General features: G+C 34.6%; 28 protein-coding genes. 8 read left to right on the plus strand and 20 right to left on the minus strand.

The features are described 5' to 3' along the window. Nucleotides 1–51: 51 nt before the first annotated feature. Nucleotides 52–492, minus strand: coding sequence for a hut operon transcriptional regulator HutP (gene hutP, locus MKX37_RS17625; protein WP_000926519.1), 441 nt, complete (start codon nt 490–492; stop codon nt 52–54). 181 nt (nt 493–673) lie between these two features. On the opposite strand from hutP, the gene MKX37_RS17630 reads away from it, so the two are divergent. Beyond that, nucleotides 674–1,642, plus strand: a complete 969-nt coding sequence (locus MKX37_RS17630; RefSeq protein ID WP_085960791.1) for a class I SAM-dependent methyltransferase — start codon at nt 674–676, stop codon at nt 1,640–1,642. 13 nt (nt 1,643–1,655) lie between these two features. Here MKX37_RS17630 and MKX37_RS17635 read toward each other — a convergent pair whose 3' ends face one another. Then, a complete protein-coding gene (locus MKX37_RS17635) occupies nt 1,656–2,228 on the minus strand; it encodes a DJ-1/PfpI family protein (protein WP_002128547.1) in 573 nt (190 codons plus the stop codon). Then, nucleotides 2,225–2,803 (minus strand): AAA family ATPase, encoded by a 579-nt coding sequence (locus tag MKX37_RS17640; protein ID WP_002128548.1) that lies wholly within the window; start codon nt 2,801–2,803, stop codon nt 2,225–2,227. The genes MKX37_RS17635 and MKX37_RS17640 overlap by 4 nt, the downstream gene beginning before the upstream one ends. 253 nt (nt 2,804–3,056) lie before the next feature. Between MKX37_RS17640 and MKX37_RS17645 the strand changes: the two genes are divergently transcribed. Both MKX37_RS17645 and MKX37_RS17650 read left to right on the plus strand, forming a co-directional pair. Then, a complete protein-coding gene (locus tag MKX37_RS17645; RefSeq protein WP_002033506.1) occupies nt 3,057–3,353 on the plus strand; it encodes a hypothetical protein in 297 nt (98 codons plus the stop codon). 109 nt (nt 3,354–3,462) lie between these two features. Beyond that, entirely contained in the window at nt 3,463–3,894 is a 432-nt protein-coding gene (locus MKX37_RS17650; RefSeq protein ID WP_002128549.1) for a DUF2621 domain-containing protein, read from the plus strand. A 551-nt stretch (nt 3,895–4,445) separates the two neighbouring features. Here the strand turns inward: MKX37_RS17650 and MKX37_RS17655 are convergent. Together MKX37_RS17655 and ccdA are read right to left on the minus strand one after the other, a co-directional pair. Beyond that, on the minus strand, nt 4,446–4,952 hold the full coding sequence (locus MKX37_RS17655; RefSeq protein WP_002014224.1) for a CcdC family protein: 507 nt from the start codon (nt 4,950–4,952) through the stop codon (nt 4,446–4,448). 90 nt (nt 4,953–5,042) lie between these two features. Next, on the minus strand, nt 5,043–5,750 hold the full coding sequence (gene ccdA, locus MKX37_RS17660) for a cytochrome c-type biogenesis protein CcdA (protein WP_078422185.1): 708 nt from the start codon (nt 5,748–5,750) through the stop codon (nt 5,043–5,045). 487 nt (nt 5,751–6,237) lie between these two features. Here ccdA and MKX37_RS17665 point away from each other — a divergent pair, with 487 nt between their 5' ends. Continuing rightward, nucleotides 6,238–7,146, plus strand: a complete 909-nt coding sequence (locus MKX37_RS17665; protein ID WP_002128551.1) for an EamA family transporter — start codon at nt 6,238–6,240, stop codon at nt 7,144–7,146. An 88-nt stretch (nt 7,147–7,234) separates the two neighbouring features. Further along, entirely contained in the window at nt 7,235–8,395 is a 1,161-nt protein-coding gene (locus MKX37_RS17670) for a M20 peptidase aminoacylase family protein (RefSeq protein ID WP_002128552.1), read from the plus strand. 21 nt (nt 8,396–8,416) lie between these two features. Here MKX37_RS17670 and MKX37_RS17675 read toward each other — a convergent pair whose 3' ends face one another. The 4 genes from MKX37_RS17675 to alsR all read right to left on the minus strand — a co-directional run bounded on the left by MKX37_RS17675 (nt 8,417) and on the right by alsR (nt 12,100). Further along, a complete protein-coding gene (locus MKX37_RS17675; protein ID WP_002128553.1) occupies nt 8,417–9,364 on the minus strand; it encodes an ABC transporter permease in 948 nt (315 codons plus the stop codon). Further along, a complete protein-coding gene (locus MKX37_RS17680; protein WP_050000637.1) occupies nt 9,357–10,268 on the minus strand; it encodes an ABC transporter ATP-binding protein in 912 nt (303 codons plus the stop codon). Before MKX37_RS17680 ends, MKX37_RS17675 begins: the two co-directional genes overlap by 8 nt. A gap of 94 nt (nt 10,269–10,362) precedes the next feature. Further along, entirely contained in the window at nt 10,363–10,938 is a 576-nt protein-coding gene (locus tag MKX37_RS17685) for an FtsX-like permease family protein (protein WP_002128556.1), read from the minus strand. A 253-nt stretch (nt 10,939–11,191) separates the two neighbouring features. Beyond that, nucleotides 11,192–12,100 (minus strand): acetoin biosynthesis transcriptional regulator AlsR, encoded by a 909-nt coding sequence (gene alsR, locus MKX37_RS17690; protein WP_002128558.1) that lies wholly within the window; start codon nt 12,098–12,100, stop codon nt 11,192–11,194. Between the two features lie 151 nt (nt 12,101–12,251). Here alsR and MKX37_RS17695 point away from each other — a divergent pair, with 151 nt between their 5' ends. Both MKX37_RS17695 and MKX37_RS17700 read left to right on the plus strand, forming a co-directional pair. Continuing rightward, the gene (locus MKX37_RS17695) at nt 12,252–12,617 is read left to right on the plus strand and encodes a CidA/LrgA family holin-like protein (RefSeq protein ID WP_078422186.1); all 366 of its coding nucleotides are present in this window, start codon (nt 12,252–12,254) and stop codon (nt 12,615–12,617) included. After that, nucleotides 12,614–13,291, plus strand: coding sequence for an LrgB family protein (locus MKX37_RS17700; protein ID WP_002137763.1), 678 nt, complete (start codon nt 12,614–12,616; stop codon nt 13,289–13,291). The genes MKX37_RS17695 and MKX37_RS17700 overlap by 4 nt, the downstream gene beginning before the upstream one ends. 12 nt (nt 13,292–13,303) lie before the next feature. Here the strand turns inward: MKX37_RS17700 and MKX37_RS17705 are convergent, their stop codons facing one another. Further along, the gene (locus tag MKX37_RS17705; protein WP_002137764.1) at nt 13,304–13,717 is read right to left on the minus strand and encodes an NUDIX hydrolase; all 414 of its coding nucleotides are present in this window, start codon (nt 13,715–13,717) and stop codon (nt 13,304–13,306) included. 143 nt (nt 13,718–13,860) lie between these two features. Between MKX37_RS17705 and MKX37_RS17710 the strand changes: the two genes are divergently transcribed. Further along, the gene (locus MKX37_RS17710; protein ID WP_002167816.1) at nt 13,861–14,061 is read left to right on the plus strand and encodes a DUF3903 domain-containing protein; all 201 of its coding nucleotides are present in this window, start codon (nt 13,861–13,863) and stop codon (nt 14,059–14,061) included. 320 nt (nt 14,062–14,381) lie between these two features. Here the strand turns inward: MKX37_RS17710 and MKX37_RS17715 are convergent, their stop codons facing one another. The 10 genes from MKX37_RS17715 to sirA form a co-directional block, all read right to left on the minus strand. Further along, the gene (locus MKX37_RS17715) at nt 14,382–15,137 is read right to left on the minus strand and encodes a sulfite exporter TauE/SafE family protein (protein WP_016120640.1); all 756 of its coding nucleotides are present in this window, start codon (nt 15,135–15,137) and stop codon (nt 14,382–14,384) included. A gap of 108 nt (nt 15,138–15,245) precedes the next feature. Then, a complete protein-coding gene (locus MKX37_RS17720; protein WP_002014405.1) occupies nt 15,246–15,392 on the minus strand; it encodes a BC1881 family protein in 147 nt (48 codons plus the stop codon). A 166-nt stretch (nt 15,393–15,558) separates the two neighbouring features. Next, nucleotides 15,559–17,286 (minus strand): S-layer homology domain-containing protein, encoded by a 1,728-nt coding sequence (locus MKX37_RS17725; protein WP_002167815.1) that lies wholly within the window; start codon nt 17,284–17,286, stop codon nt 15,559–15,561. Nucleotides 17,287–17,506: 220 nt separating this feature from the next. Next, a complete protein-coding gene (locus MKX37_RS17730; protein WP_002167814.1) occupies nt 17,507–18,076 on the minus strand; it encodes a hypothetical protein in 570 nt (189 codons plus the stop codon). A 124-nt stretch (nt 18,077–18,200) separates the two neighbouring features. Next, nucleotides 18,201–19,235: a nuclease-related domain-containing protein gene (locus tag MKX37_RS17735; protein ID WP_002185132.1), complete on the minus strand. Its 1,035-nt coding sequence runs from the start codon at nt 19,233–19,235 to the stop codon at nt 18,201–18,203. A gap of 139 nt (nt 19,236–19,374) precedes the next feature. Beyond that, nucleotides 19,375–20,421 carry a GH25 family lysozyme gene (locus tag MKX37_RS17740; protein WP_016120641.1) on the minus strand — a complete coding sequence of 349 codons (1,047 nt, stop codon included), beginning with the start codon at nt 20,419–20,421 and terminating at the stop codon, nt 19,375–19,377. A 139-nt stretch (nt 20,422–20,560) separates the two neighbouring features. Then, the gene (locus MKX37_RS17745; protein ID WP_002185129.1) at nt 20,561–22,324 is read right to left on the minus strand and encodes an ABC transporter ATP-binding protein; all 1,764 of its coding nucleotides are present in this window, start codon (nt 22,322–22,324) and stop codon (nt 20,561–20,563) included. Further along, entirely contained in the window at nt 22,324–24,075 is a 1,752-nt protein-coding gene (locus MKX37_RS17750; protein WP_002128572.1) for an ABC transporter transmembrane domain-containing protein, read from the minus strand. Before MKX37_RS17750 ends, MKX37_RS17745 begins: the two co-directional genes overlap by 1 nt. Nucleotides 24,076–24,199: 124 nt before the next feature. Then, nucleotides 24,200–24,421 (minus strand): YneF family protein, encoded by a 222-nt coding sequence (locus MKX37_RS17755; RefSeq protein WP_001132292.1) that lies wholly within the window; start codon nt 24,419–24,421, stop codon nt 24,200–24,202. 78 nt (nt 24,422–24,499) lie between these two features. After that, nucleotides 24,500–24,940: a sporulation inhibitor of replication protein SirA gene (gene sirA, locus MKX37_RS17760; RefSeq protein ID WP_002014415.1), complete on the minus strand. Its 441-nt coding sequence runs from the start codon at nt 24,938–24,940 to the stop codon at nt 24,500–24,502. Nucleotides 24,941–25,036: the final 96 nt, after the last annotated feature.

The following is a 25,036-nucleotide window of genomic DNA, read 5'->3' on the forward strand; positions in this document are numbered from 1 at the left end:
CTTCTGTCCTAAAAAATAAGGCCCCCTTCTAACTAATAGACTATGGGCAAATCATATGTGATTAATTCCTAAACCAATCGCCTCATGCTCAGATCCTTTTACAGGTGCACCAATCGTTCCATAAAGTGCAACAGCAACCCATTCGCCTTCTTTTTTTCCGTCGTATGGTGTACCGCGCACAATCGCAAAGCGAAGTCCTACTGTACGAAGAACGTCTGCTAACTGAATTTGACCTCTCGTCACTCCGTACAAAGCTTCCATAATTGCATGATAAAGTGCATGTGTTTCTCTGTAAACATCTGTTTCAATAACTCGGTTGCTCTTAGCCGCTGTTTCCATTGCTGCTACTACTTTTTGCGAATTCATAGAACCAACTTTCCCAGTACAATATTTCCAACCTTTCGGAATAGATAATACGGGACTTTCATTCTCATCCGCAAGTGCCAACAGCATGGCCATACGACCAATTCGATGTGTTCCTTGAAGAAGCATGTGACTCTCTCATTTCTTTTGAATTATTTGAATATTACTTAATTTAAGAATATATGAAAACGGTTAAATCGTCAATAGTTTAAAATATTATTCAAGCAATTTTTTATCCCTCTCATACTTGTACTTGTGTACACAATTTATTTACAGATTTTTTTCAGACGTGCTATAGTCTCACTAACAGATGCAAAGGGGCGAAATTTCAGTGGCGAAGCGAAAAGATATTCATTTTCGAATTGAAGAAAAATTACTTACAAGGTTTGAAGACGCACTCCATTACGAAGGTTTAAATAAAACAGATGTATTAACACATGCGATTCAGCAATTTTGCATAAAGGTGGAATGTGAAAAAATGAATGATGTAAAACGCCAATACAACGTAAGTAACCATTTACAAACACGTATCGATACGCATAAACATTACGAAGAAAAACAAGTGAATGTAGATGAAGTCGTCATTGAACATTTACAACTCCAAGGGGAAGAAAAAATATTAGAGGTCGGGTGTGCTAACGGAAAATTTCTTTCCCTTTTGCAAACTAATGGTCATAAAGGACATCTAACTGGTTTTGATCAATCCGAAACTATGCTTTCTGAAGCTGCTATAACGAATAATATGATTGAATGGAAACTCGGTGACGCTAGTAAACTTCCTTTCGAAGCTAATTGTTATGACCTGCTAATCGCAAGGCATATGTTATACCACATGAAAGATGTCGAAAAAACTATTCAAGGATTCCATAAGATAATTCGTCCTGGCGGCGCCCTTTTAGCTACAACAAATTCTAAAGTTTCATTACCTCGTATAGATGAAATGTGTAACAAAATGTTAGTCACATTTGATTTACCAAAAACATCACCGTCAGTAGCTCCATTTTGTTTAGAAAATGGTAAAGATCTATTACACTCTGTTTTTTCAACTGTTGAAGAAACAATTATTCATAATGCACTTGTTTTTCATCATGCCACTCCAATCGTTAACTATATTTCTAGCATGTTCCCGTCGTTGAATATACCTGATAATATGTCCCTTCACACCGAAATGAAGGAATGGCTAAAAGAAGAAATAGAAAATGATTTATCATTTCATAACGGTATATGGCGCGATCCGAAAACGTTAGTGATTTATCGATGTAAAAAAGAAAAGAGCTAGCATTCGCTAGCTTTTACACGTTTTCCGGTAAAAGATTCTCCATCATTATATTGCCCTTTCCACTATAAAAATTTGTATTATGTTCATTCACTACTCCAAAATAGGAGGCAATCGCTAGTCCAAATGGCACAAATGCATGTCCTTGTGCTGTAATAATATTTGCGTGCTGTACAACTTCTGTATACACAAAATTTTCTACTGGAAAACAATCTAATTTTTGATAATCTATGGTCACTGTATAAGAGATTTCTTTTAGTAAACCTGCCCTTGCTAACGCATACGGTCCAGCACAAATCGCTGCCACTAATTTTCCTTGCTCAGAAAATTGACGAATAACTGAAAAAAGCAGTTTCGCCTCTTTCATATGTATTTCATCTCCGCCCGGAATGATAATCCCCTCATATTCTTCTACACGCACTTCACTTAATTCTATATGCGGCTGTACTTGTAAGCCTGTTTCACTTATAATCATTTCTTTTGTTACACCCGCTGTAATGATTTCATATTTCTTTTTCAGCAATGCTGTTGCTACCGTTATTTCAAACTCTGCAAATGTCGGGTATACGAATAATAATATTTTTTTCATAGCCTTTTCTCCCTTAGCCACCCTATAAAATATGCCTCTAATTCGTCCACTGATAATATATTAGTGTCCACATAAGTTACGGGAAATTGTTTATACCATTCTTTTTCAACTTCTACTAATTTAAATTGTTCCTCAAATGTACTTCGATTTCTTGTCCTATCATTATTTCTCCTATCATACAAACTCTCTTTCGAAACATCTAAATAAAAAATTGCATCCGAACGGCATTCTCTTAATTTATACAATTCATCTTTTAATTCTGTTTCTATACCCCACTCTTTCCCTATCATCTTCGGATAAAAGAGTGTATAAAATTCAATATCTTCTGGTCCACGATCAAAAATCACGACTGAGCTTTTCACATTTTGAAACTCTTTTATTTTTGCTTCAATAAACATTTTTTGATTTGTAATAAACCCCTCTTTTGAGTTCATATCTAAATGTAATTCTTTTCTTTTTTCTACAATTGGATATGGATTTTCGTATATAATTGAAAGCTCATATTGCTCTAACCTTTTTGCCAATGTTGTTTTCCCACTTGCCATCGGTCCTTGGAGTGAAATTACGTATGTCATCCCTCTCATTCCCTTGTACTGTATTACATAAATAATAAACAGAATTTTGAAAACTATCAACAAGATATATATCATCTTGTTTCTTATTCTTATCTAACTTATAATAAAAAATAGAGATTATGACGGACGCAAAATAATGTAAGCTTGGAAATCCAAGCTTACATTATTTTTTGCTTTCCCTTTTCTTATAAAAAGAGTATACTAGATTAGAACGTATGTTCTTAATAATTACATACAGTAAGGAGATAGAACAATGGTATACGACACAAAAGCAATTTCTTGGAATGCATCTTTAAAACAACTTCAACGCCGCTATACAAACAAACAAGTTGACCGAAAAGAATTTGAAGATATTGAACTGATGGAATTCTTCCGCGATAACGACTACATTCCTTTACCTACACATATAAGCGGCCTATCAACAACACGTTTTACTTCTTACTCTATTTTCACAACTGAAGATAAAGATCGTAAAGTTGGCACACTCATCATTGAATATGTAGAAAATGACAATGATATTTTATGTGTTGAACAACTATACTTCGTTTAAATCACAACGCTTGGTCAAAATGATCAAGCGTTCTTGCTTTCTATGAATCTCATTGCTTATAATATAAATAAAATACAAAATATTGCTTTCGTTAAAGGAGGGCATACAATTGCTTGAAGGATGGTTTAGTTGGTTTATAGTCGTTTGGACTGTTGTATTATTAGGGCTTATGTCCATTGGTGGATATTTCATGTTCAGAAAATTCCTAAAACGGTTGCCAAAAGAAGACGGTATGTCCATTTTGGATTGGGAAGATCACTATATTAATAAAACAAGACACTTATGGGCTGACGAACAAAAACAATTGTTAGAAGAACTAGTAAGTCCCGTTCCGGAATTATTTCGCGATGTTGCTAAGTCAAAAATTGCCGGTAAAATTGGGGAACTTGCAATAAAGGAAAACGCTCCAAAAATTACACAAGATTTAATCATACAAGGATATATCGTTGCCACACCGAAGCGCGATCATAAATTTTTAATTAAGAAACTACAAGAAAAAGAGATTGATTATTCTAACTATAAAGCTTTACTTGCAAAGTAAGCCCATTATTCCTTATAAAAAAGATTGCTATTTTATAGCAATCTTTTTTATAAGCTCAACTTACAGTTACTGATTTTGTAGCAATTAATCTCGCTTTCGCTAAATCTATCTGTAACCCTACAGCACTCGTATAAATCGTATCACCAGTACCTGTAATATTTACAGAGGTATATGTTGTATTCGCAGCAATTCATCCTGTTGCATTTATATTTGCAATATTAGATTCGGCTCAAGACACTTAAGCTAAGCGAAATTTCGTCATTAACATTCCACTTTCATGTTGTATCAGTACCATCAAGTGGAGTAATTGTTAATGAAGGAACGTCTCCTATACGATCCAACCTAATCTAACTTAGCCTCCAATTACCGGTGATAAAACTTCAAACCAAATAGTATTCCTTATATCGGTCCATTCATAACGTCAAACTTAAATTGCTTCTTCGATGGTCGACAATTTATACATCACAACTAGAATTGAGGAAGTTACCTTTCAGTGATTAACAAAAAACAACGTCTAATCAGACGTTGTTTCTTTATACATATAACACTCTTTACGTTAACTTCATATCTTTTTCATTATAAAAACCGTCTTCTTTTTCCATTTCCTTCTGTAATTTCGTAAAGGAACGGTACATTGCAATTCTCCATGACACAATCATCGCGAACGCCAGTAAGAAGAACATGCCACTAAGTTGTCCTAAATCAAGAGATTGGCTTAAGTATGTTTTAAATACAATCCGCACGACAAGTAATCCAATTAGTATAAAAACAAATGCTTTTGAACGCTTCAAATAAATCTCTTGTCCTCTAATTTCAAATTTAGATGTTTTAATAAGAAAAATAGAGAAAAACAAACCGACGCCAATTGCTTCTAACATTTCTGCTGGAGTTAATCGAAATTCAGGAAAAACAAACATCAACGCTCCCGTGCTCATAAAAAATGGGGGAAGTATAATTTTTTTCAATGTTGCAGGTTTCTTAGCTGCTTTTAAACGAATAAACATCGCACCAACAGCCATACAAACAGCAACGATACTTGATAACAGAACTATGTTCATATTTTCTCATCCTTTTTTGTGGCTATATGCAAAATATAATTTTATTATATGCTTTTCCGTTAGTATTTCCAACATTTTCACAGAATAATACTAAAAACCGGTAAAACCACCAAATAAACTTGAGAAATATACGATAATTTTCGTCATCCAGTTAAAATATAGGAAGATACCCATGACAATCATAACGTATCCTCCAATCTTCATGAATTTCATACTATTTCTTTTAATCCAAGACATTTTCGTAATAAAGAATGAAAGTACGAAAAACGGGATAGCAAATCCAAGTATGTAAGCAATCATATAAATCATTGCCGATTCTGGATTTGTTGCAGCTAATCCAATTACAGACACTAATATAGGTCCAGTACAAGGTGTCCATCCAGCAGCAAAAGCCAATCCAATTAAAACTGAACCAAAATAACCACTCGGACGATTTTTAAACGTAAATTTACGGTCTTGCATTAAAAACTTCGGTTTAAACACACCGATAATAATAAGACCAAACACGATGATAAATATACCGCCTAACTGTCTAATTAAATCTTTATAATTTGTAAAGATGCCTCCAATAAAACTTGTACCAAATCCAATTGCAATAAAAATAATTGAAAAACCAAGTAAGAAAAACGCTGTATGTATCATACTTCTTTTGCGAAGCATTGCATTTTCTTCTTTCAATTCAGAAACCGACATACCTGTTATGTATGATAAAAATGCCGGATAAAGCGGTAAGCAACATGGGGATATAAATGATAAGAACCCAGCTCCAAACGCTAAAAAAATACTAATATCTTGCATTATTCCACTCCTCTCCTCTTCAATATTGTAGCAAAAACAATTGAAAATACTATGGACATTTCATGAATTCACTTTTCCAACATGACAATAAGAAAAACTACCCTTTCACACATTTTCTAATAAAACGTTTTCATTCCCTTCTATTATATAGAAAAATCTCAATTGAATTATGAAACTCTTTCTAATTGTTACTAACATAACAAAGGTTCCACAGTTTCTCAAATGATTAGCACATTACAATTGACTTCACACCTATTGGCCTTAAAAATTTTTTTCAAATGCTGTCTTTATACAACATAAAGCTGATTTTACAATACTTTAATTATTATTAATTTCAAGATTATGCATAAATATCATACTTTTATTATTATTCTATAAAATTTTGCACTTTTCTTTCATTTGACCCTTCATTTTTAATTTTGTATACTTCCCTCTAGTTATATATGTCCGTTACGGAACAATTTCATATAGATGGGAGGAATTTTTCATGCTTCGTTATTCTCTTTTAGTTTTATTAGGAGCGTGTAGTTATGGGGTTTTAGCTATTTTTGTTAAACTTGCATATGCAGAAGGGTTTTCACTTGGAGAGGTAATTGGTAGCCAGTATTTGTTCGGTTGGATTATTTTACTTGCTATTACACTTCTATTTTCTAGACATCGTGTTCCACTAAAACAAATGTTAATTTTATTCGTCGCAGGAACGTCTGCAAGTTTTACTGGAATTTTTTATTACGCTTCTTTAAAAACTGTACCAGCTTCTATTGCAATTATACTTTTATTCCAGTTCGTTTGGGTTGGAATTATCATTGAAGCAGTCGCAACAAAAACATTACCTTCAAGAGAAAAAGTTATTTCAGTAATCTTCTTACTTGCAGGTACATTTTTATCAAGTGGGTTATTAGAAACATCAGCTGGTGATTTCGATACGACTGGAATCATTTTAGGCTTATTATCTGCTATTACATTTGCAACATACATTTTCGTAAGCGGGAAAGTTGCCGTTGAAGTACCTTCTTTACCACGTGGTGTCCTTTTAATGGCTGGCGCTTTAACTTTAGTCATGATCGTATTCCCGCCAACATTTATTTTTAACGGGGCGATCTCTCAAGGTCTTTGGAAATACGGCTTAGGATTAGGAATATTTAGTATCGTTATTCCGTCCATTGCCTTTACAATTGGCATTCCAAAAATCGGTTCTGGATTAGCAACTATTCTTGGTGCAGCAGAACTACCAGTTACAACTATTATGTCTGTATTCGTTTTAAAAGAAGCTGTACTATCTTCACAATGGTTCGGTGTATCACTTATTTTAATCGGTATCGCAATCCCGCAAATTGCATACGCAATGCGTGGGCGTTATCGAAAACAGCATACTCATAAAAAAGTTGCAGCATAAAACGCGAGAGGATTTTCATTTGAGAATCCTCTCTTTTATTATTGTATAATTAATACAAATACTTCACTTAAGAAAGAGGGCATAATAAGTGGCATCTATTCCTGATCAATTAACAGAAAAACTTATTTCCATTCGTCGGCATTTACATGAAAATCCAGAACTATCATACGAAGAATTTGAAACGACAAAAGCGATAAAAAATTGGTTAGACGAGGCCAATATCACTATTATTGATTCCAATTTAGAAACAGGAGTTATCGCTGAAATTTCTGGTAATAAAAACGGACCAGTTGTAGCGCTTCGTGCTGATATCGATGCCCTTCCTATCCAGGAAGAAACTGACCTTCCATACACTTCAAAAATACAAGGTAAAATGCATGCTTGTGGGCATGATTTTCATACAGCTGCTGTATTGGGTGCGGCTTACTTATTAAAAGAAAAAGAAGCTTCTCTTAATGGAATTGTCCGCCTTATATTCCAGCCAGCTGAAGAAAGTAGTAATGGTGCTTGCAAAGTTATTGAAGCTGGGCATTTACGTGGCGTGCAAGCTATTTTCGGTATGCATAATAAACCTGATTTACCAGTAGGTACAATCGGTATTAAAGATGGGCCACTAATGGCCGGAGTTGATCGATTTGAAATTGAAATCCATGGTGTTGGTACACATGCAGCTGTGCCTGATGCCGGCGTCGATCCTATCGTTGCATCATCTCAAATCGTTATGGCACTTCAAACGATTGTAAGCCGAAATATTAGTTCTTCTCATAACGCTGTCGTAAGTGTAACAAACATTCATTCAGGGAATACGTGGAACGTTATTCCCGAAAAAGCAATATTAGAAGGAACTGTCCGTACATTCCAAGCTGAAACACGTGAAAAGATTCCGGCATTAATGAAACGTATCATTAATGGCGTTTCTGATGCATTAGGTGTAAAAACAGAATTCCGATTTTATCCAGGTCCTCCTGCTGTTCAAAACGATAAAGTACTCACTGATTTTTCTATTCATATTGCAGAGAAAATGAATCTAAACGTTATCTCTCCTACACCATCAATGGCAGGAGAAGACTTTTCTTTTTACCAACAAGAAATACCAGGTTCATTCGTCTTTATGGGAACAAGTGGTACACATGAATGGCATCATCCAGCTTTTACAGTAGATGAAAAAGCATTGCCTATTAGCGCAGAGTATTTCGCCCTATTAGCCGAAGAAGCTATTCATCAATTATTACAAACAAAAAGCCGTTAAGTTACCCTTAACGGCTTTTGCTTATGCTGTTAAATCTCGTTTTATAAATACAGTATAGGAAACCCCTAAAAATACAGCTAAGTATAGAAGAAGCATACAAGAAGCAAATGGGAATGTTACTCCATCAATAAAGCTTCCACCCTTTAAAAGCCCATATAAATCTGTATTCGCTGGTAATAAATATTTCGCCCATTCATATCTTGCTGCCGGAATTAGCGCTATTCCCCCTGATAATGCAAGAAATAAAGAAATCCCGATTGCACCTCCGCTCGATCTCGTTAAAACGGAAATCATAAAGGCAAATGCAGCATACACAAGAGTTGGTAACCAAGATAAAATATAATATTTACTTGCTTCTACGAAAATATTTTGTTTTATTATATTTCCATTTTGAACGACAAATTCAGCCCAAGCTGGTTGTTGGAATTTATAAATAATCAACCCGCATAATACGGAAAAAATCATATTAAATATAAATAATAATGCCGCAAATATAACGATTGCCAAAAACTTAGATGTTAAAATTTTAAATCGGCTCGCTGGACGAATTGTTAAAAATTTATATGTTCCCCAGCTATATTCATTCGCAAAAATCGTACTCGCATATACGAGAATAAACGGAAGTAAAATTGGAAATACGATAAAACCTGTATCTCTCATAAATGAAAGCGGAGAACTACTTGCTGGCGCTGTATTCGTATCTAAATGCTTCATTTTAAGCTGGTATTCCTTTACAAGCTCGTCTCCTGACTTTTCTGTTAAAATATCCTCTTTTTTCATGCCGAGCTTTTTCTCAATTTCTACAGTGCGTTCTGTATAATCCGCTTTCCACCCTTTTGTTTCTGGCTCTAAATATTTTACCGTAACCCATCCTAATCCAATAATTAATACCGCAATAACTGCAAAAGGAATAATCGTTCGCTTTCGCTTAAATATTTTATACAGCTCGTTATAAACTAAATTAAACAATATCTTTTCCTCCTGTTAATTCTAAAAACTGCTCTTCTAGCGTTTTTCTTTCTTCATATACACGATAAACTTGAATGTTTTTCTCCATCAATGTACGAAGAATATTTGGAACTTCTTCATCTTTCACGTTTATAATTAATTCGTTTTCTTTTACTAAAACATCGTATTCTAAAACCTCTGCCGCTTTATTCGCATCATCTACACGTATATGTATTTCTTCTTTTTCTTCCTTTTTATCACTTTGAATATTTTGTGTTGCGACATATTCTCCATGCTGAATAATAATAACCCTGTCACACATTAATTCAACTTCTGAGAGTAAGTGACTAGAAACAAGAACAGCTTTTCCTTGTTCATGCGCAATTTTCTTTATGTACATCCGCATTTCATGTATACCACTAGGATCTAATCCGTTCGTCGGTTCGTCTAGTATTAATACATCTGGATTATGTATAAGTGCCTGAGCAATTCCTAAACGCTGTCTCATACCGAGTGAATATGCTTTTACTTTACGGTCAATTACTTGTCCCATTCCTAACAATTGCACTACTTCATCGATACGCTCTTCAGTCACATTCCCATTCATTCGTCCGAAATATGTTAAATTTTCATAGCCGCTTAAGAAAGGATAAAATTCTGGTGTCTCAATTACAGCACCAATTTTCGCAGCGGTTTTTTCAAATTGCTGTTTTACAGATTGACCAGCAATCCATACTTCTCCTTCTGTCATACGAATCATTCCGACCATCATTCGCATTAATGTCGTTTTTCCAGCACCATTTGGTCCTAATAAGCCAACTACTTCACCTTTTTTCACTTCAAAACTAATATTTTCTACTAACGTCTTTGAACCAATTCGCTTTGTTAATCGATCAACTTTTACGATCGCTTGCTCATTTATCATTCCATACAACCTTTCTTCTTAACTCTTTTTTTCAGTTCTTCCCACTGTATCATGATTAATAACATGTGTAAAATGAAGAAAAAGCCATGATTTCTCATGCCTTTCTCCTCGTTTCATATGACTTTTCATCCTTTAACCTTTGTGTAAACCTACAACATTTCCACATTGATATTATAATGACAGTTATCATAACAACTGCTGTTATCACTACCGCATACATCGTAATCGGTGCATTGGTTATCCCTTGGATTCCTACTGCTTTCATAAAAATAATAATAAATAATTTCAAAAATAACATACCATGAATTAATCCGAAAACAAAAGCTCCTCCGTAAGTTAATAATTGCTCCTGACATAATAAACATAACATTTCTTTTCTTGTCATCTTCACTACTTCATACGATTTAAACTCCTCTCTTCTTACCCGTAAAAGAGAGGTTGTCATTTTATATGTAACGAAAATACACACAAAAACTATAAATAGAAACATAGCATAAAACCACTTTACAAATATAGGTGTATATTCCGCTTTACTTATTACAGCTTCATTGAATCGGAATGATATCATAAAAAAACAAATCATTGTATTCATAGCAATCCACATAAATTGTTTTAACCTTTGGGCAGCAAATGTTTGTATATTTTTTCTCGCTAACCGAAATAAAGACATAATTTCCCCCTACCTTGCTTCATAACATACGCATTCTATACTACTAGTGTATAAAAATATGACATTTTAAACATCGCACTTCAATCGGAATCTTTACTAAGCCTTTAGTCCTAGAAACCACGCATATTGATCTCCTTAGCATTGAATAAAAAACAAAAAATGGAAATGCACTTTAGTTACATTTCCGTTTTTTGTTTAACGAGGTGAATCTTTATATAACTTAATTATCATGACTATCCTGTAACTTCATCAACTATTCAGCCTTCGCATCTTCCACTTCAATCCTCTTTTTCTCTCTTGCAATTTTCAAAAACTCTAACAACTCTGGATTGTTATTCATTTTTTTATAAGCCACTGACATTTCTGCAACAAAATTAGAATCACATAACTCTTTATATACAACTTCTGTTCTATACAATTTATTTGCGGATACAGGTATTACCGTAATTCCAATACCTGCCGCTACAAGCCCCATAACAGTTTGATACTCCGTTGCTTCTTGTACAATGTGCGGACTAAAACCTACATCACGGCAAAGCGATAAAATTGTATCATATAACGCTGGCCATACTGGTCTCGTAATAAATACGAACGGTTCATCCCTTAAATCTTCGATATGTATTTCGTCCTTTTCAGCAAGAGGATGTGCCTTCGGTAAACATAACGTACATGAAAGTTTTTGAATTGGTTCTAACTCAAGTAATTGCGTTGGAATTGGCGGACGTAAAAATCCAATATCAATTCGATTATCATGAAGTGCATGCACCTGATCCGGTGTGGACAATTCATGTAATGCTACAGACACTCTCGGAAATTTCTTTCTATACTCTCTGACGATTGACGGTAAAATATCATATATCGCCGCACCTACAAAACCAATTGAAAGTGATCCAACTTCTCCCCTTTGAGCACTTTGTGCAACTTCCACTGCTTTTTCAATTTGTTCAAACGCTTTTTTTACTTCTTTTAAAAACATTTCTCCTGCTTCTGTTAATTCAACCTTTCTCTTCGTTCTTGAAAATAACATAACTCCCATTTCTTTTTCTAATTGCTGAATTTGTTGACTAAGCGGTGGTTGTGTCATTTGTAAACGAGCAGCTGCTCGTCCAAAGTGTAATTCCTCTGCCACTACAACAAAATATTGCAAATGCCGTAATTCCATTTTGGACACCCTTTTCACTTTCGATTAATACATCTAATATATTAATAACATACAATTTATATATTAGACAAATATTTCGAATGAACGTATAGTAGAAATTGTTAATTCTTTTTTACAATTTTTATGTAAAAAACAAAGAGGTGGTTACTGTATGAAATGGTGGAAGTTAAGCGGACAAATTTTATTATTATTTTGTTTCGCTTGGACAGGTGAATGGATTGCAAAACAGGCACACCTCCCAGTTCCAGGAAGTATAATCGGTATTTTTTTATTGTTAATCTCATTAAAATTTAATATAGTGAAAAAAGAATGGATACACGACGGTGCAGACTTTTTATTAAAAGAACTTATTTTATTTTTCATCCCTTCTGCAGTCGCTGTCATTCGTTACAAAGATACATTATCACAATATGGAATCGATCTCATTTTAATTATCGTGATTAGTACACTTTGTGTTACTCTCGTAACAGGACTTTTAACAGAATTGCTATTAAAGCGGAAAGGATCAACACAATGATCGGCTTTCTTTGTTTACTATTAACACTATTCACATATTGGGTATCTAAAAAAATGTATCAACGCTGGAATTGGAGTCTGCTTTCTCCCCTTCTTGTATGCCCAATCATTTTAATAGCTTTATTACTTGGATTAGATACACCATACGAAACCTACGAATCTGGTAGTCATTGGCTAACAGAATTATTAAAACCTGCAACAGTTGCTTTCGCATGGCCAATCTATAAACATTTTGATCTATTAAAAAAACACGGCACTGCTATTTTAATTAATGTCATTGTCGGTTCTTTTCTATCTGTTATTACTTCCGCACTACTAGCTAATTTTTTTCAAATTGACTCTACAATAGAACAAAGTTTAGCACCGCACATTGTAACAACACCTATTGCAATGGCTATTTCAGAAATGATTGGCGGCATGTCACAATTAACAGCAGTTTTCGTTGTATTAACTGCCTTAACTGGAGCGTTATTCGGTCCTACACTCATACGCATATGCCGTATTAAAACAGCGCTCGCAAAAGGTATAATGCTAGGTACTAGCGCGAATGGGACCGGAACATCAAAAGCATTTGAAATCGGTCCTGTAGAAGGTACAATTGCAAGTTTATCAATGCTTTTAACAGCTGGAGCTAGTTTAGTTATCGTTCCACTTTTCTTATCTTGGATACACTAAAAAAGCAAGTATTTACACACTTGCTTTTTTATTTACATATCGGTATATTAGCTCGTAATCCTCTGGAAAAGCTAATGATAATTTTCCAACTTCATGTATCCCTTTCCAATCAATCTCATGTATTAACTCATCCGGATCTTGGATTTTCATATTACCGCCTATTTTTTTAACAAAGTAATAATGAACATACACCGGAATCCCGTATGTAATACCTTCTTTTTCGTATATTTTATTTACAACCTCCACATTGTAGCCTGTTTCCTCCCAAACTTCCCTGATACAACATTCTTCTAGTGTTTCTCCCTTTTCAAGTCCTCCACTTGGGACAGACCACCTTTTTTCTTCCCCTTCTTTTCCTTGCAATACCATTAAAATTTCATTTCTTTCATTCATACAAATAGCTGCCGTACCTATCCATCTCTCCATATACATCCCTCCCCTACTAAAATTCACCTTCTTTTTTATTTCCCCTTTGAAAAAAAAGAGGAAATAAGTAAAAAGATGCCGAAAGTTTACATCAACTTCATGAGCAGTCCCTTCTTAGAAATTCAAACCGGAAGGATGAAATTATGATTTCTAAATATGTTGTGGAATGTGTTTTTTGTGAAGAAAACCGAAAACCTCGGCAATCCATTGTCACAGTGCCTGCTACTTCTCAGCTACTAGCCATTCAAAAAGTACGAGCTGAATGTAAACGTCGCTTCGGAAAAACTTTATTATTGCAAACAGAAATTAAAGAAGACTTACTCATTGAACAAAAAGAAAGCTGACCATAAATTGGCCAGCTTTCTTATCCGATCATATTTTCACATGAAGATTAGGGGCATCCTCTTTAAGGATCGGGATTTACCCATTATGTGCGTTCCATAATGGTCATCGAACAATATATTTCTATACAATAAACTATTGAATAGAATAGGGCAAAACTTGTTCGCATTTTTAGAAAAGGGATAGGGATATAATTCAAGTAATACTTCGAATACTCGAACTTTATACTCATTATATTAAAGCAAATCCTTTTATATGAGAAATATGAATTACTTACATAATTCATTCGTAAAATATATTAATAGATTTCTATATATTCTCTTTAATCTACTAACAACATACATCCAGCTAATATTGGTGTCATAATCATCGAAAACCTTAGAAGCATGCGAGGTGCATAATTTGTAAACTTAGCTCCTATATATGCTCCTAACATTGTCCCGATTAAAACTTGTACTAATAATACATAATCTAAATACCCTTCCGAACTATATCCAAACCCACCTCCAATTGCGATTGGTAATATAACGAGCATTGTCGTCCCTACAGATTGACGGATTGTTAAACCTAATAGAACCATTAATCCGAGTTGGATAAAAGGTGCTGAGCCAATACCAAATGCACCTGCTAAAATTCCAGTCACCAATCCGAGGAATATACATTTAATCACGTTATCTTTCGAAAGTTCTTTATGCCCTTTTAAAGACGACTGTGATCTTTTTTGAAACATAATCAACCGAATAAACATAAAAATTGCCGATAAAAATAACATACCAGCTGTAAACCAATGCAACAGATGTGCTGGTATTAACGAACCAAACTTTGAACCAATAAAGGAACCAATCGCGCCAAATCCCCCAGCAACTCCGCCTATTACAAGCACAACATTCCCTTCTCGGTAATGACTTACTACTCCAGATAATGTCGTAAATGCCATCGCAGTTAAAGATGTTGCAAGAGCAACATGAATAGGGATATGGAATACTAGAGTGAGTATCGCGATGATAAATCCTGCTCCCCCTGCTCCGACAAATCCTAATAAAACTCCCATTAATAACATTGTTATAATAATTGCCACATAATTCCCCTCCAATATCCCAATTATCTATCATATACACACTTCTATACAAACAAAAAGCACCCTAAGCGGATGCTCTGACTACTTTTCTTTATTGATAATATGTACTTAATCTTGATTAATTAAAATAACAGCTGGACCAGAAACAACTACTCCGGCCACTTCTATCTTTTCAAATTCCATCACTGTAATAGATATAACCCCTTCTCTTTCCATCAATTCCTTACTCAGGACTTCAGTCGGTATTGATTTCACCGTCCTACCTCCTTTTCATTTTATACAAAATTACAAAAAACTACCCAATGCATCTAAATATATGCATCACCTCCGCTTTCATTCCTTATTCCAGTCAAAATTCACATCACCTTTCTATAACATATTGAAAAATAAAAAAGCACTCGCCAAAGCGAATGCCTTTCCATTATTTACTCTCTATTACTTTTAACATTCTATTAATAAATGCTGCCGATTCCCCACGTGTTGCAGAACCTTTTGGCATAAACTCATTATTCTCATTCCCTTTTACGATACCTAACCCATAAACACGTTGAACCGCCTGTTTATCATACGCTAAATTTTGATCCGTAAATGGTAATGGAACTAAATTACCTTTAATATTTTTGAATTGCAATGCACGATCAATCATAATGACAGCTTCATCACGTTTAATCGTATCATTCGGAGCAAATATATCATTTCCTCGTCCACTTATAATCCCAGCACTAGCTGCACGATTAATACCATCTACTAGCGATGGATGAGCTGTGCTTAAATCTTTGAAATTCGATTTCCCCTCTGGTAATTGCAATGATCTTGAAACTAAATTCGCAAATTCACCACGTGTTACAAGACGTTCTGGCCAGTAAGAACCCTTCCCGTCTCCAACCATAATACCTCTTTTATCTAATTCACGAATATCTGCTTCATACCAACCGCCAGTTATATCATCTTTATGATTCGCATCATAATAAGCTTTCGTTCCCTGTAAAAATGGCTCCCACGCATTATTCCTTATCATAATGGCCGGACAATTCTTTCCGCTCCAAAATTGATGTTTTTTTACATTTTCTAAAGGAATATTTAATTCCCCCATTAAATAGGCTGCTAGTTTGCGAGCATTTTCCACAGCTTTATTATAATCACCATCTTGATTGACAGCAATTTCAATTGCAATTGATTCTCTGTTACCGGTTCCTTCTGATCCATCTCCAGCATGCCAACCATTTTCATTTAATGGTAGATGTTGATAAATTTCTTTATCATCTACTGTAAAATGCCAAGATGCTGAACGATCAGTCGTTCCTGTTGCTTGACTGTATAAATATTGTGCATGGTTTCTAGCATTTGCTCCAACACTATAATTATCTGTCTCATGAATTGTAATGTATTTTGGTTTCATCGCATAACCTGGACGAATATTTTCATTACCTGTTGGTACAATCATTTCCTTTAATGGTACACCGTAAATATCCGTTGTTTTCTCTTCTATTGGTGCAGTATACATAACCGCTGCACGTTTCGTACGAGTTGGAGTTGTGCTTTGAATAAGAGATGCTTTTGTACCCTCAAATTTTGCTGAAGGTGCATAAATCCATTTCACCTCATTATCTATTTGGACTTGGAACCACTCTCCAACTTGTCCAATTGCAATAATTGTTTGCGGTTGTAACACTTTCTCGTCTTTATATGAATTAAATGGTGCGGAATATGTAGCTGTCTCTTCATTAATTACTAATTTTTCGTTTGCCAAGTGATAAACTTCCTTAACCTCTACATTTCCTTCACTACTTTGTATCCACCCAGCTCCAGATTCTGTTTGTATATAGTAAGCGTTTCCTTTTTGTTTTTCGGCTTTCACTACTTGATTAGAAAGCTGAACACCTGTCGCTTTTTGTAACTCAGCAGAATCAAATAAAGATGCTGAACCTATTATATGTACAAAAAAATCTCCTTGTACTTCATTTGTTATTCCTTTGCTCTCTCCACGTCCATCTTCATCTTTCATATGGCTTTCAATACTTTTTAATGCTTGCTCGTCTGTTGAAATTGTTACGGTCTTTTCTACTGTGTCTGCATAGGAAAAACTTGGAATCGTTACCATACTAAATACAATTGATGCAGCTAAAACATTATAAAATTCTTTTTTCATACTAATTATTTAACACGTTTATATCTTAATTCGTGTTAACTTCCCTCCCTAATCTAAAATATTTAAGGCTATCTAGCAGACTTCTAAACTAAATAACCCTTTACAATATAACAAACTCTATCTCATTCGTATAGATAGGAATGACTACTATTTGCCTACTTTTTCTATATTGGAATATAGAAAAGAAGCTATAAAAGATATAGCTTCTCCTCTCACTATTTCAATCTCGTTGTACCTTATACTCTATAACTCTACCATCTTTATCAAATTGCAAAACAAGACATTCACTATCTATAGGAATGAAACCACGTTCATTCCCAAGATAGTATAGTGTAGTAATTCCCGTTTCCAAACTGCTTGTTTTCGTAGGGGCCCCTAACAATTTTGTAATTTCCTCGTTTGATTTCCCTATCAATTTATGCTCCTGTAATAGGTCATCTACCATATGTACTCGTTTTTCTTCATAATTTAACCACCGATCCTGATTAAAATTTGAAGTGTATTTATTTATACTTAATTGTACGGTGCATACTAGCAATGGAATGAGACCTACCATCATTATAGTGAACAGTTGTTTCTTACCTTTATCACGTCTTGCCGAAACATGTAAGATAGACTTTTGAATAATAACTAATAAAATAAAAGGCATTACTACCACCAAAATACTCATTACACTCAATGACACATGAACCATATCAATAACGAAAATAAACGCAATGTACATTAATATATGCAAACAAAAATAAATGTACAACATTCCCCACAATATAGAGCTTTTACCTTTCTCCACCCAAATAACACCTACTTTATCCCGCTATTTGCGGGCAGTTAGACTCCCACCTCAAAATTCGGCTGTAAAGGGTAGAAGTCGGGTTGCCCATAAACCCCCACTAATTAAAGTTTTACTTTATTTTTCACTTCGCAACATAATTCATCTGGCCAATCATATCTCTAATCTTTTGTAGTTCTCGTGCTGTATATATTACTTTACTTGTTAAAACTTCATTTCTGAAAAACGTTACAATTTGCTCTCTATCTTTAAATCTCGGCAATTCTTCATTTGAAAGATCAATAACTTCTTTTCCACTCTCATTTTCAAAATATACAATTGGTTTTACTTTTTCCTTTACAATATCTACTTGCATTTCTTCCAAACAATTATATAAAGTTTGAGATAGCATTTTCGCTTTATACGCTGGATTCCCTTCATTTCTTACTTGCAAAGTTAATGAAGTTCCATCCGTAATAAATTCAAATGTCTCTTCTTTTTCAATTTCATGTTGATACTTACCAATTTCCTCAATCATAAATGAATATATACCCGCATTTTCTTTCGTTAAGCCATGGATTAATTTCCCTGTCCATTCTTTCGTCTCAAGTAGATAAATACCAGTTTTACATAAGATAAGGTGATGAATTCGATTATCATTTATGTCACGTTTATCTCTATATTTATTGCGTATCATAAAAACGTTCGGTATAATATGAAACTCTTCTTCTAGTATTATTCCTTGCTCAACGAAACCTCGCTTCATATAATGTAATATTTCATGCGCATTCACTTCAGCACCATTTTTGGTATATTCTCGTAAATCCGCAATTAAATTTTGAAACATATGTACTTCACTACTATGCTTATCTTGCATTTCACTACGTTCTTTACTATGTTGAACAGCCAATTGATTTTTCATCATACGCATATTTTCAAGTTCTCTAGCTGTATTCACTTGTAAATCATTATATTTTTTCTGTTCCATATTCTTTAAAGTATCCTGTTGTTCTTTATGCCCTGTAATCGTAGCTGCAATCTCATTTTCATACGTTTCAATCGCTTGTTTCTTTTCAAACTCTACTTGCTGACTCTCTGATTCTAACTGTTTATTTTTATAAAACAGTACAAACACTACAGCTAATAATATTAAAATCCCACCTATTAGCACATACTCCATATTATTACTCCTTTATTTCATTTCCGATTATTTTTAAACATATATCAATTACATTATACTATGTTATCAATATATACTTTGTAAAAATTATATATTTTTCATAAAAGGCACCTCAGTCGAGATACCTTTTAGATTCACTTTATTGTACACCATACTGAATATAACTTGAATCATAGTATACCCATTGATTTGTCCCTAAGCAAAGCCATCCATCTTGCTTACTCCATACTCGATATGATTCACCATGATGTAACTGTCTTATAACATTCCCGCTTAATGATGGAGCATCTCGCAGATTCACATTATCGCCAGTAATAGTTGCTACATAATGTTTATACTGAATATAACTTGAATCATTATATACCCACTGATTTGTCCCTAAGCAGAGCCATCCATTTTGTTCTCCCCAAACTTCATATGATTCGCCACGATTCAATTGGCGAATTACACTAGACTGTAAAGATGGTCCACTTCGTAAATTCACATTATCTCCATTAATTACAGCAACTCCGTATACTGGAGTCGCATTATTAGGCGTGGAAACATTCCCTCCACCACTTGCTCCATTTCCTTGTAAAGCTTCTAATGAAACAGCTGCTGATACGTCACAATTTCCTACACCTGAAATTTGCCCAGAATCTGTGTACTGCCATGCTGTCCACTCTGTCCATCCACCAGCATCAGCAGGCGGTATACTAGAATATTTGGAAATCCAAAGTGGAATGTCACTTAACCCGCTAATTCCAAATTCATTAATATACCAAACTCCTGTATATAACATTACATTTTTCCCAGTAGCTTGTTTCACATAATTTACGAAACTTCTTGCCCAATTCGATATAGTCGCACCCGTTAAACTACTATTGCTAGTATCCGTTGGCGATTCTAAATCTAAAACAGGGATTAAGTCCGTCTGATTACTCTGTAATATATTCACAAAATGTTTCGCTTCTGAAATGGCATCATTTTGTTCTGGGTGCGCAAAATGATATGCACCAATTAATACATTCGCATCTCTCGCAGCTTGTACATTTTGAACGAAAGTAGGGTCAATATAGTTCACACCTTCCGTCGCTTTTGCATACGCCGCTGGAATGCCAGATGACTTCACAGCATTCCAATTAATGTTTCCTTCCCAATGAGACACATCAATAAATGTAATATTTGAACTGGATCTATTTTGCATATAAAAGCTCCTATCAAATTTTGTTATTCTATATACAATATGTACAACTCTAGTTAAAGGACACGACAAATCTCTCACATATTTCGAAAATTTTATTACATTTTAATATCTGAGAGAATAGAAAAAAGACCTTGTAATTCTACAAGGCCTGTTGCAAACTCCCTTTATTTTGTAGCAAGTACATATTGTAGTAAAGTCCTTGTTTACTAAGTAACTCTTGATGTGTTCCGCTTTCTACAATTTCCCCTTCATGCATAACAAATATTTGATCCGCATCTTGGATTGTAGACAATCTGTGCGCAATCGCTATCGTTGTTCTACCTTTTCGCATTTGCTGCAATGCCGTTTGGATAGCCTCCTCTGTTTCTGTATCAATATTTGCCGTCGCTTCATCTAACACTAATACTTTCGGATTGGTTGCTATCGTTCTAGCAAAAGCAATTAATTGCCTTTGACCACTAGAAAATGCAGCTCCTCTTTCGACAACTTCTGTATCATACTGCTCTGGTAATTTTTCAATAAACGTATTCGCTTGCACAAACTTTGCCGCTTCCTCTATCTCTTCATCCGTAATCTCTTCATTATACATACGAATATTTTGCTTTACATTTCCAGCAAATAAAAATGCATCTTGCAGCACAAGACCAATTTTCTTTCGAATTTCTTGTTCTTCGAACTTCTCTAAATCTACTCCGTCTATTACTATATTTCCTGATTTAATATTGTAAAATCTCATTAATAAATTCATAATCGTACTCTTTCCGCTACCAGTATGCCCTACGAAAGCAACCGTTTGCCCTGACTTTACGTGAAAAGATACATTTTTTAAAACGTCACGCTTTCCATCATATGAAAAAGTAACATCTTTAAACTGAATTTCCCCGTTAGCTACTCGTGGCTGTTCACTCCCCATTTGAACAGGAGCTAAATCTTTATCATCCATTAAATGAAATACACGCGATGATGAAACAAGCGCTTGCTGGAAGAAAGATAGTTTCATCATCATCTCATTTACCGGCTGGAAGAAACGATGAATATAGTTAACGAAAGCATATAAAACCCCTACTTCAACAGGACTCTTTAAAGCATCGATTCCGAATAAACCAAGTACTACCGCAATTGCTACAATATGAACAAGATCTGTTGCTGGACGTAAAAGTAATGCATCTAATTTCAATGTACGACGTCCAGCACTAAAATGTTTATTGTTCACTTCTTCAAATTCTTTTCTCATCCGCTTTTCTTGCCGGAACACCTGAACAATATTCATACCTTGAATGGACTCATTTAACTTTGCATTTAATATACTCAGCTGATTACGTACCTCTAAATAAAAAGCTGCACTTTTCCGTTGATACAACACCATAATTGCAAACATTACCGGAATTAATATGAGCGAAAATAGCGCTAATTTTACATCTAATAAAAACATCGCTACTAAAATCCCTACTAAAAAGACTACATTTTTCACGAATGTTGATAGTACACTAACATAAAAATCCTTAATCGCTTCTGTATCATTCGTTATGCGAGATACGAGCGTACCAATCGGCGTACGATCAAAGAAGCTTAATGACAATTTTTGAACATGTTCATACACTTCAACTCGCATATCTTGGACAATCTTAAAAGCGATATTTTGAAAGTACAATAAGTCTAAATAAGTAAATAATACTTTTAATAAATGAGCAATAATATACACTACAAATAGGGTTACAAGTGCTGATTGTTCAAAGTTACCTGGCACTAAGTGTTCATCAAGAAATTGTTTAATTAAAAAAGGACCCATCATTTCAGTTACAGTTGCACCAACTAGAAATAAAAATGCTACCGCCAATAACCCTTTATAGGGCCTCATATAAGAAAGCAACCTTCTTAAATCACTCCGTTTTTTCTCAGCCATCATACGCCTCCTTTCTCTACTAATGCCTCTAACTGCTGGCTTTCGTACATTTCTTTATACCAACCATTTTCTTTCATTAATTGCTCATGTGTCCCTCGCTGCATAACCCTACCTTCATCAATAACAAGAATAAGATTTGCATGCTGAATAGCACTTAAACGATGGGCAGTAATAATCGTCGTTTTCTCTGCCCTTTCTCGTTTCAATGCAGTTAAAATAGTTTCTTCTGTTTTTGCATCTACGGCTGATAAACAATCATCTAATATTAAAATTTCAGCATTTGTTAATAATGCACGCGCAATAGAGATTCTCTGCTTTTGACCTCCTGATAGTGAAACGCCCCTTTCACCTACTACAGTGTCATACCCTTCTGGAAATTGAAATATATCATTATGAATACAAGCAATATCAGCAGCTCGGCTAATTTCTTTATATGTAGCATCGGCCTTTCCAAAAGCAATGTTCTCCCCAATACTCGCTGAAAATAAAAAGTGATCTTGCGGTACATATGAAATTGCAGAACGCACACCGTGAAGTGTTAAATCTCGAATATCCCGCTCCCCAACTTTTAATTCACCATTAAAATGATCATACTCTCGAATTAAACATTTTAATAACGTCGTCTTCCCTGCACCGGTACGCCCTACAACTCCTAATGTTTCACCTTTTCTTAAGTTAAAGTAAATATCTTTTAAGTTTAATAGTTCATTCTTTTTATAAGAAAACGAATCCACAGCAAACGAAACATCACCACTTGCTATAGTATTTATAGCATTGTCCCTATTCACTACATCTGAAGTTTGTGAAAGTATTTTCTCCACACGATCATACGAAGCACGTCCACGCTCCATAATATTAAATAGCCATCCAAACGCTAACATTGGCCATACAAGTGTCCCTAAGTACGTTGTAAATGTTACTAATTCCCCTACAGTTAATTCACCTCGTACGACTAATAATGATCCGTAACAAATTGCGATCAAAAATGAAAATCCGACAATTAGGGAAATCGTTGGATCGAATAACGAGTCAATACGTGCAACTAGCATATTTTTATGTACGACATCTTCAGATTTCTTCCGAAACGCTTGTAAATCCTCTTTCTCTTGTCCAAGTGAGCGAATTACCTTCATCCCACTCATACTTTCTTGTACTTTATCATTGATTTCAGAAAACGATTGCTGTGCCTTATGAAATCTTCTATGCAATAAAGTTCCATAATAATTTGTAGAAATAGCTACAATTGGCATCGGAATTAAACTTAATAACGTTAACTTCCAACTAATTGTAAATCCCATCGCTACGAGTACACATCCTCCAACAGCTAATGAATCAACGAGTGTTAAAACACCTGCCCCCGCAGTTTGCTGAATCGCCTGAATATCATTTGTCGCATGTGCCATCAAATCGCCTGTGCGACGTGATTGATAAAAGGATGGGCTCATCTTAGTAAAATGTTCATATAGATTCTTTCGCAGTTGACGAGCTAGTTTTAAAGAAGATCCAAAAATCATAATACGCCATAAGTAACGTAATATATACATCGTAATTCCTACAACTACTAATAGAATAACCCAGTTCAACAATTTTTCAGACGTTAATGTTCCATTATTAATTTCATCTACTACAATGCCCAGTACTCTTGGCGCTACAAGTTCAAGAAGCGCGACACCAAATAACATAATAATTCCGATTATGTACGCTCGTTTTTCTTGCTTAAAAAACCAAGCTAAATTAAAAAACACTTTCATATTTATCCTCCTCCCTTAAAATGAGCGATGTTTTCAGTTTACCAAAAACACAGAATTTTTAAAAGTTTTAAATATCTTTTATAACCAAAAGAAAAGGGCACTCGGTAAGAGTGCCCTTTGGCGCTTATTTCGTTTGTTGCTTGTTCATCGCGCTCATCATTTGATTGATTTTCTTTTGGGAAGGTTTTTGTCCCATTTGCATCATCATCATTTTTAACATTTGTTCGTTAATTGGTGGATTTTTTTGTAAGTAATTCATCATGTATTTGCGGGCAATGAAAAATCCTAACGCCACGCCTGCTACTAGTGCTACTACGCCCACTAGAATACCTAACCACATTGGCATATCTTTTCCTCCTTCATGTTGTCTACCTTACAGTGTACTAAAACCTTTTCAATAAGACAAGATACTATTCGACATTTTTTACACATATGTTCGTACTTGTTTGAGAGGATTTAACCAACCGTACTTTTTATTTTCATAATCCATCGCTAAAAATGTTAACTCACACTTTCTAAGCACCTCAAAGAAAGTTGTTTCCATGGATACATTTCCAGAAGTATTTATTCGAATATATTGTGGTTTCACCATTATTTCTCCGTATTCGGCTCCTGTATAAAGCGTATGAGTATGATTTGTTCTTTCATATTTACCAAGAACACGCAAAGCTTGTTCTAATTTATGATGAATTTTCATTACTTGTAACGGCATCGTAATATACGTCATTTGTTTATATAATACTTTCTTCTCCGAAAGGAACCCAGATTCTGAAAATCGAGCAAATAAATCAAAAAACAAATATTCACGACCAAAGTAAGCTTTCGCAATATCCTCTTGAATTAAATACAATTCATACGTTTTCATTTTTCCCCTCCCGATCTGGACAACCTTTTCCCTACATTATATAAGAGAAGATTTGCAATGATTGTCTGACTACGGAGAGAGAAAAAACTTTTCCTG

Origin of the sequence: Bacillus sp. FSL R5-0709, assembly GCF_038004785.1 — a bacterium.
Classification (GTDB): Bacteria; Bacillota; Bacilli; order Bacillales; family Bacillaceae_G; genus Bacillus_A; species Bacillus_A mycoides.

Excerpts from the sequence above, each read along its gene's own strand:
- hutP (WP_000926519.1), bottom strand. The coding sequence starts at position 492 with ATGCTTCTTCAAGGAACACATCGAATTGGTCGTATGGCCATGCTGTTG.
- MKX37_RS17630 (WP_085960791.1), top strand. The coding sequence starts at position 674 with ATGCAAAGGGGCGAAATTTCAGTGGCGAAGCGAAAAGATATTCATTTT.
- MKX37_RS17635 (WP_002128547.1), bottom strand. The coding sequence starts at position 2,228 with ATGAAAAAAATATTATTATTCGTATACCCGACATTTGCAGAGTTTGAA.
- MKX37_RS17640 (WP_002128548.1), bottom strand. The coding sequence starts at position 2,803 with ATGACATACGTAATTTCACTCCAAGGACCGATGGCAAGTGGGAAAACA.
- MKX37_RS17645 (WP_002033506.1), top strand. The coding sequence starts at position 3,057 with ATGGTATACGACACAAAAGCAATTTCTTGGAATGCATCTTTAAAACAA.
- MKX37_RS17655 (WP_002014224.1), bottom strand. The coding sequence starts at position 4,952 with ATGAACATAGTTCTGTTATCAAGTATCGTTGCTGTTTGTATGGCTGTT.
- ccdA (WP_078422185.1), bottom strand. The coding sequence starts at position 5,750 with ATGCAAGATATTAGTATTTTTTTAGCGTTTGGAGCTGGGTTCTTATCA.
- MKX37_RS17665 (WP_002128551.1), top strand. The coding sequence starts at position 6,238 with ATGCTTCGTTATTCTCTTTTAGTTTTATTAGGAGCGTGTAGTTATGGG.
- MKX37_RS17680 (WP_050000637.1), bottom strand. The coding sequence starts at position 10,268 with ATGATAAATGAGCAAGCGATCGTAAAAGTTGATCGATTAACAAAGCGA.
- MKX37_RS17685 (WP_002128556.1), bottom strand. The coding sequence starts at position 10,938 with ATGTCTTTATTTCGGTTAGCGAGAAAAAATATACAAACATTTGCTGCC.
- alsR (WP_002128558.1), bottom strand. The coding sequence starts at position 12,100 with ATGGAATTACGGCATTTGCAATATTTTGTTGTAGTGGCAGAGGAATTA.
- MKX37_RS17695 (WP_078422186.1), top strand. The coding sequence starts at position 12,252 with ATGAAATGGTGGAAGTTAAGCGGACAAATTTTATTATTATTTTGTTTC.
- MKX37_RS17700 (WP_002137763.1), top strand. The coding sequence starts at position 12,614 with ATGATCGGCTTTCTTTGTTTACTATTAACACTATTCACATATTGGGTA.
- MKX37_RS17705 (WP_002137764.1), bottom strand. The coding sequence starts at position 13,717 with ATGGAGAGATGGATAGGTACGGCAGCTATTTGTATGAATGAAAGAAAT.
- MKX37_RS17710 (WP_002167816.1), top strand. The coding sequence starts at position 13,861 with ATGATTTCTAAATATGTTGTGGAATGTGTTTTTTGTGAAGAAAACCGA.
- MKX37_RS17725 (WP_002167815.1), bottom strand. The coding sequence starts at position 17,286 with ATGAAAAAAGAATTTTATAATGTTTTAGCTGCATCAATTGTATTTAGT.
- MKX37_RS17735 (WP_002185132.1), bottom strand. The coding sequence starts at position 19,235 with ATGGAGTATGTGCTAATAGGTGGGATTTTAATATTATTAGCTGTAGTG.
- MKX37_RS17740 (WP_016120641.1), bottom strand. The coding sequence starts at position 20,421 with ATGCAAAATAGATCCAGTTCAAATATTACATTTATTGATGTGTCTCAT.
- MKX37_RS17745 (WP_002185129.1), bottom strand. The coding sequence starts at position 22,324 with ATGGCTGAGAAAAAACGGAGTGATTTAAGAAGGTTGCTTTCTTATATG.
- MKX37_RS17750 (WP_002128572.1), bottom strand. The coding sequence starts at position 24,075 with ATGAAAGTGTTTTTTAATTTAGCTTGGTTTTTTAAGCAAGAAAAACGA.
- MKX37_RS17755 (WP_001132292.1), bottom strand. The coding sequence starts at position 24,421 with ATGCCAATGTGGTTAGGTATTCTAGTGGGCGTAGTAGCACTAGTAGCA.
- sirA (WP_002014415.1), bottom strand. The coding sequence starts at position 24,940 with ATGAAAACGTATGAATTGTATTTAATTCAAGAGGATATTGCGAAAGCT.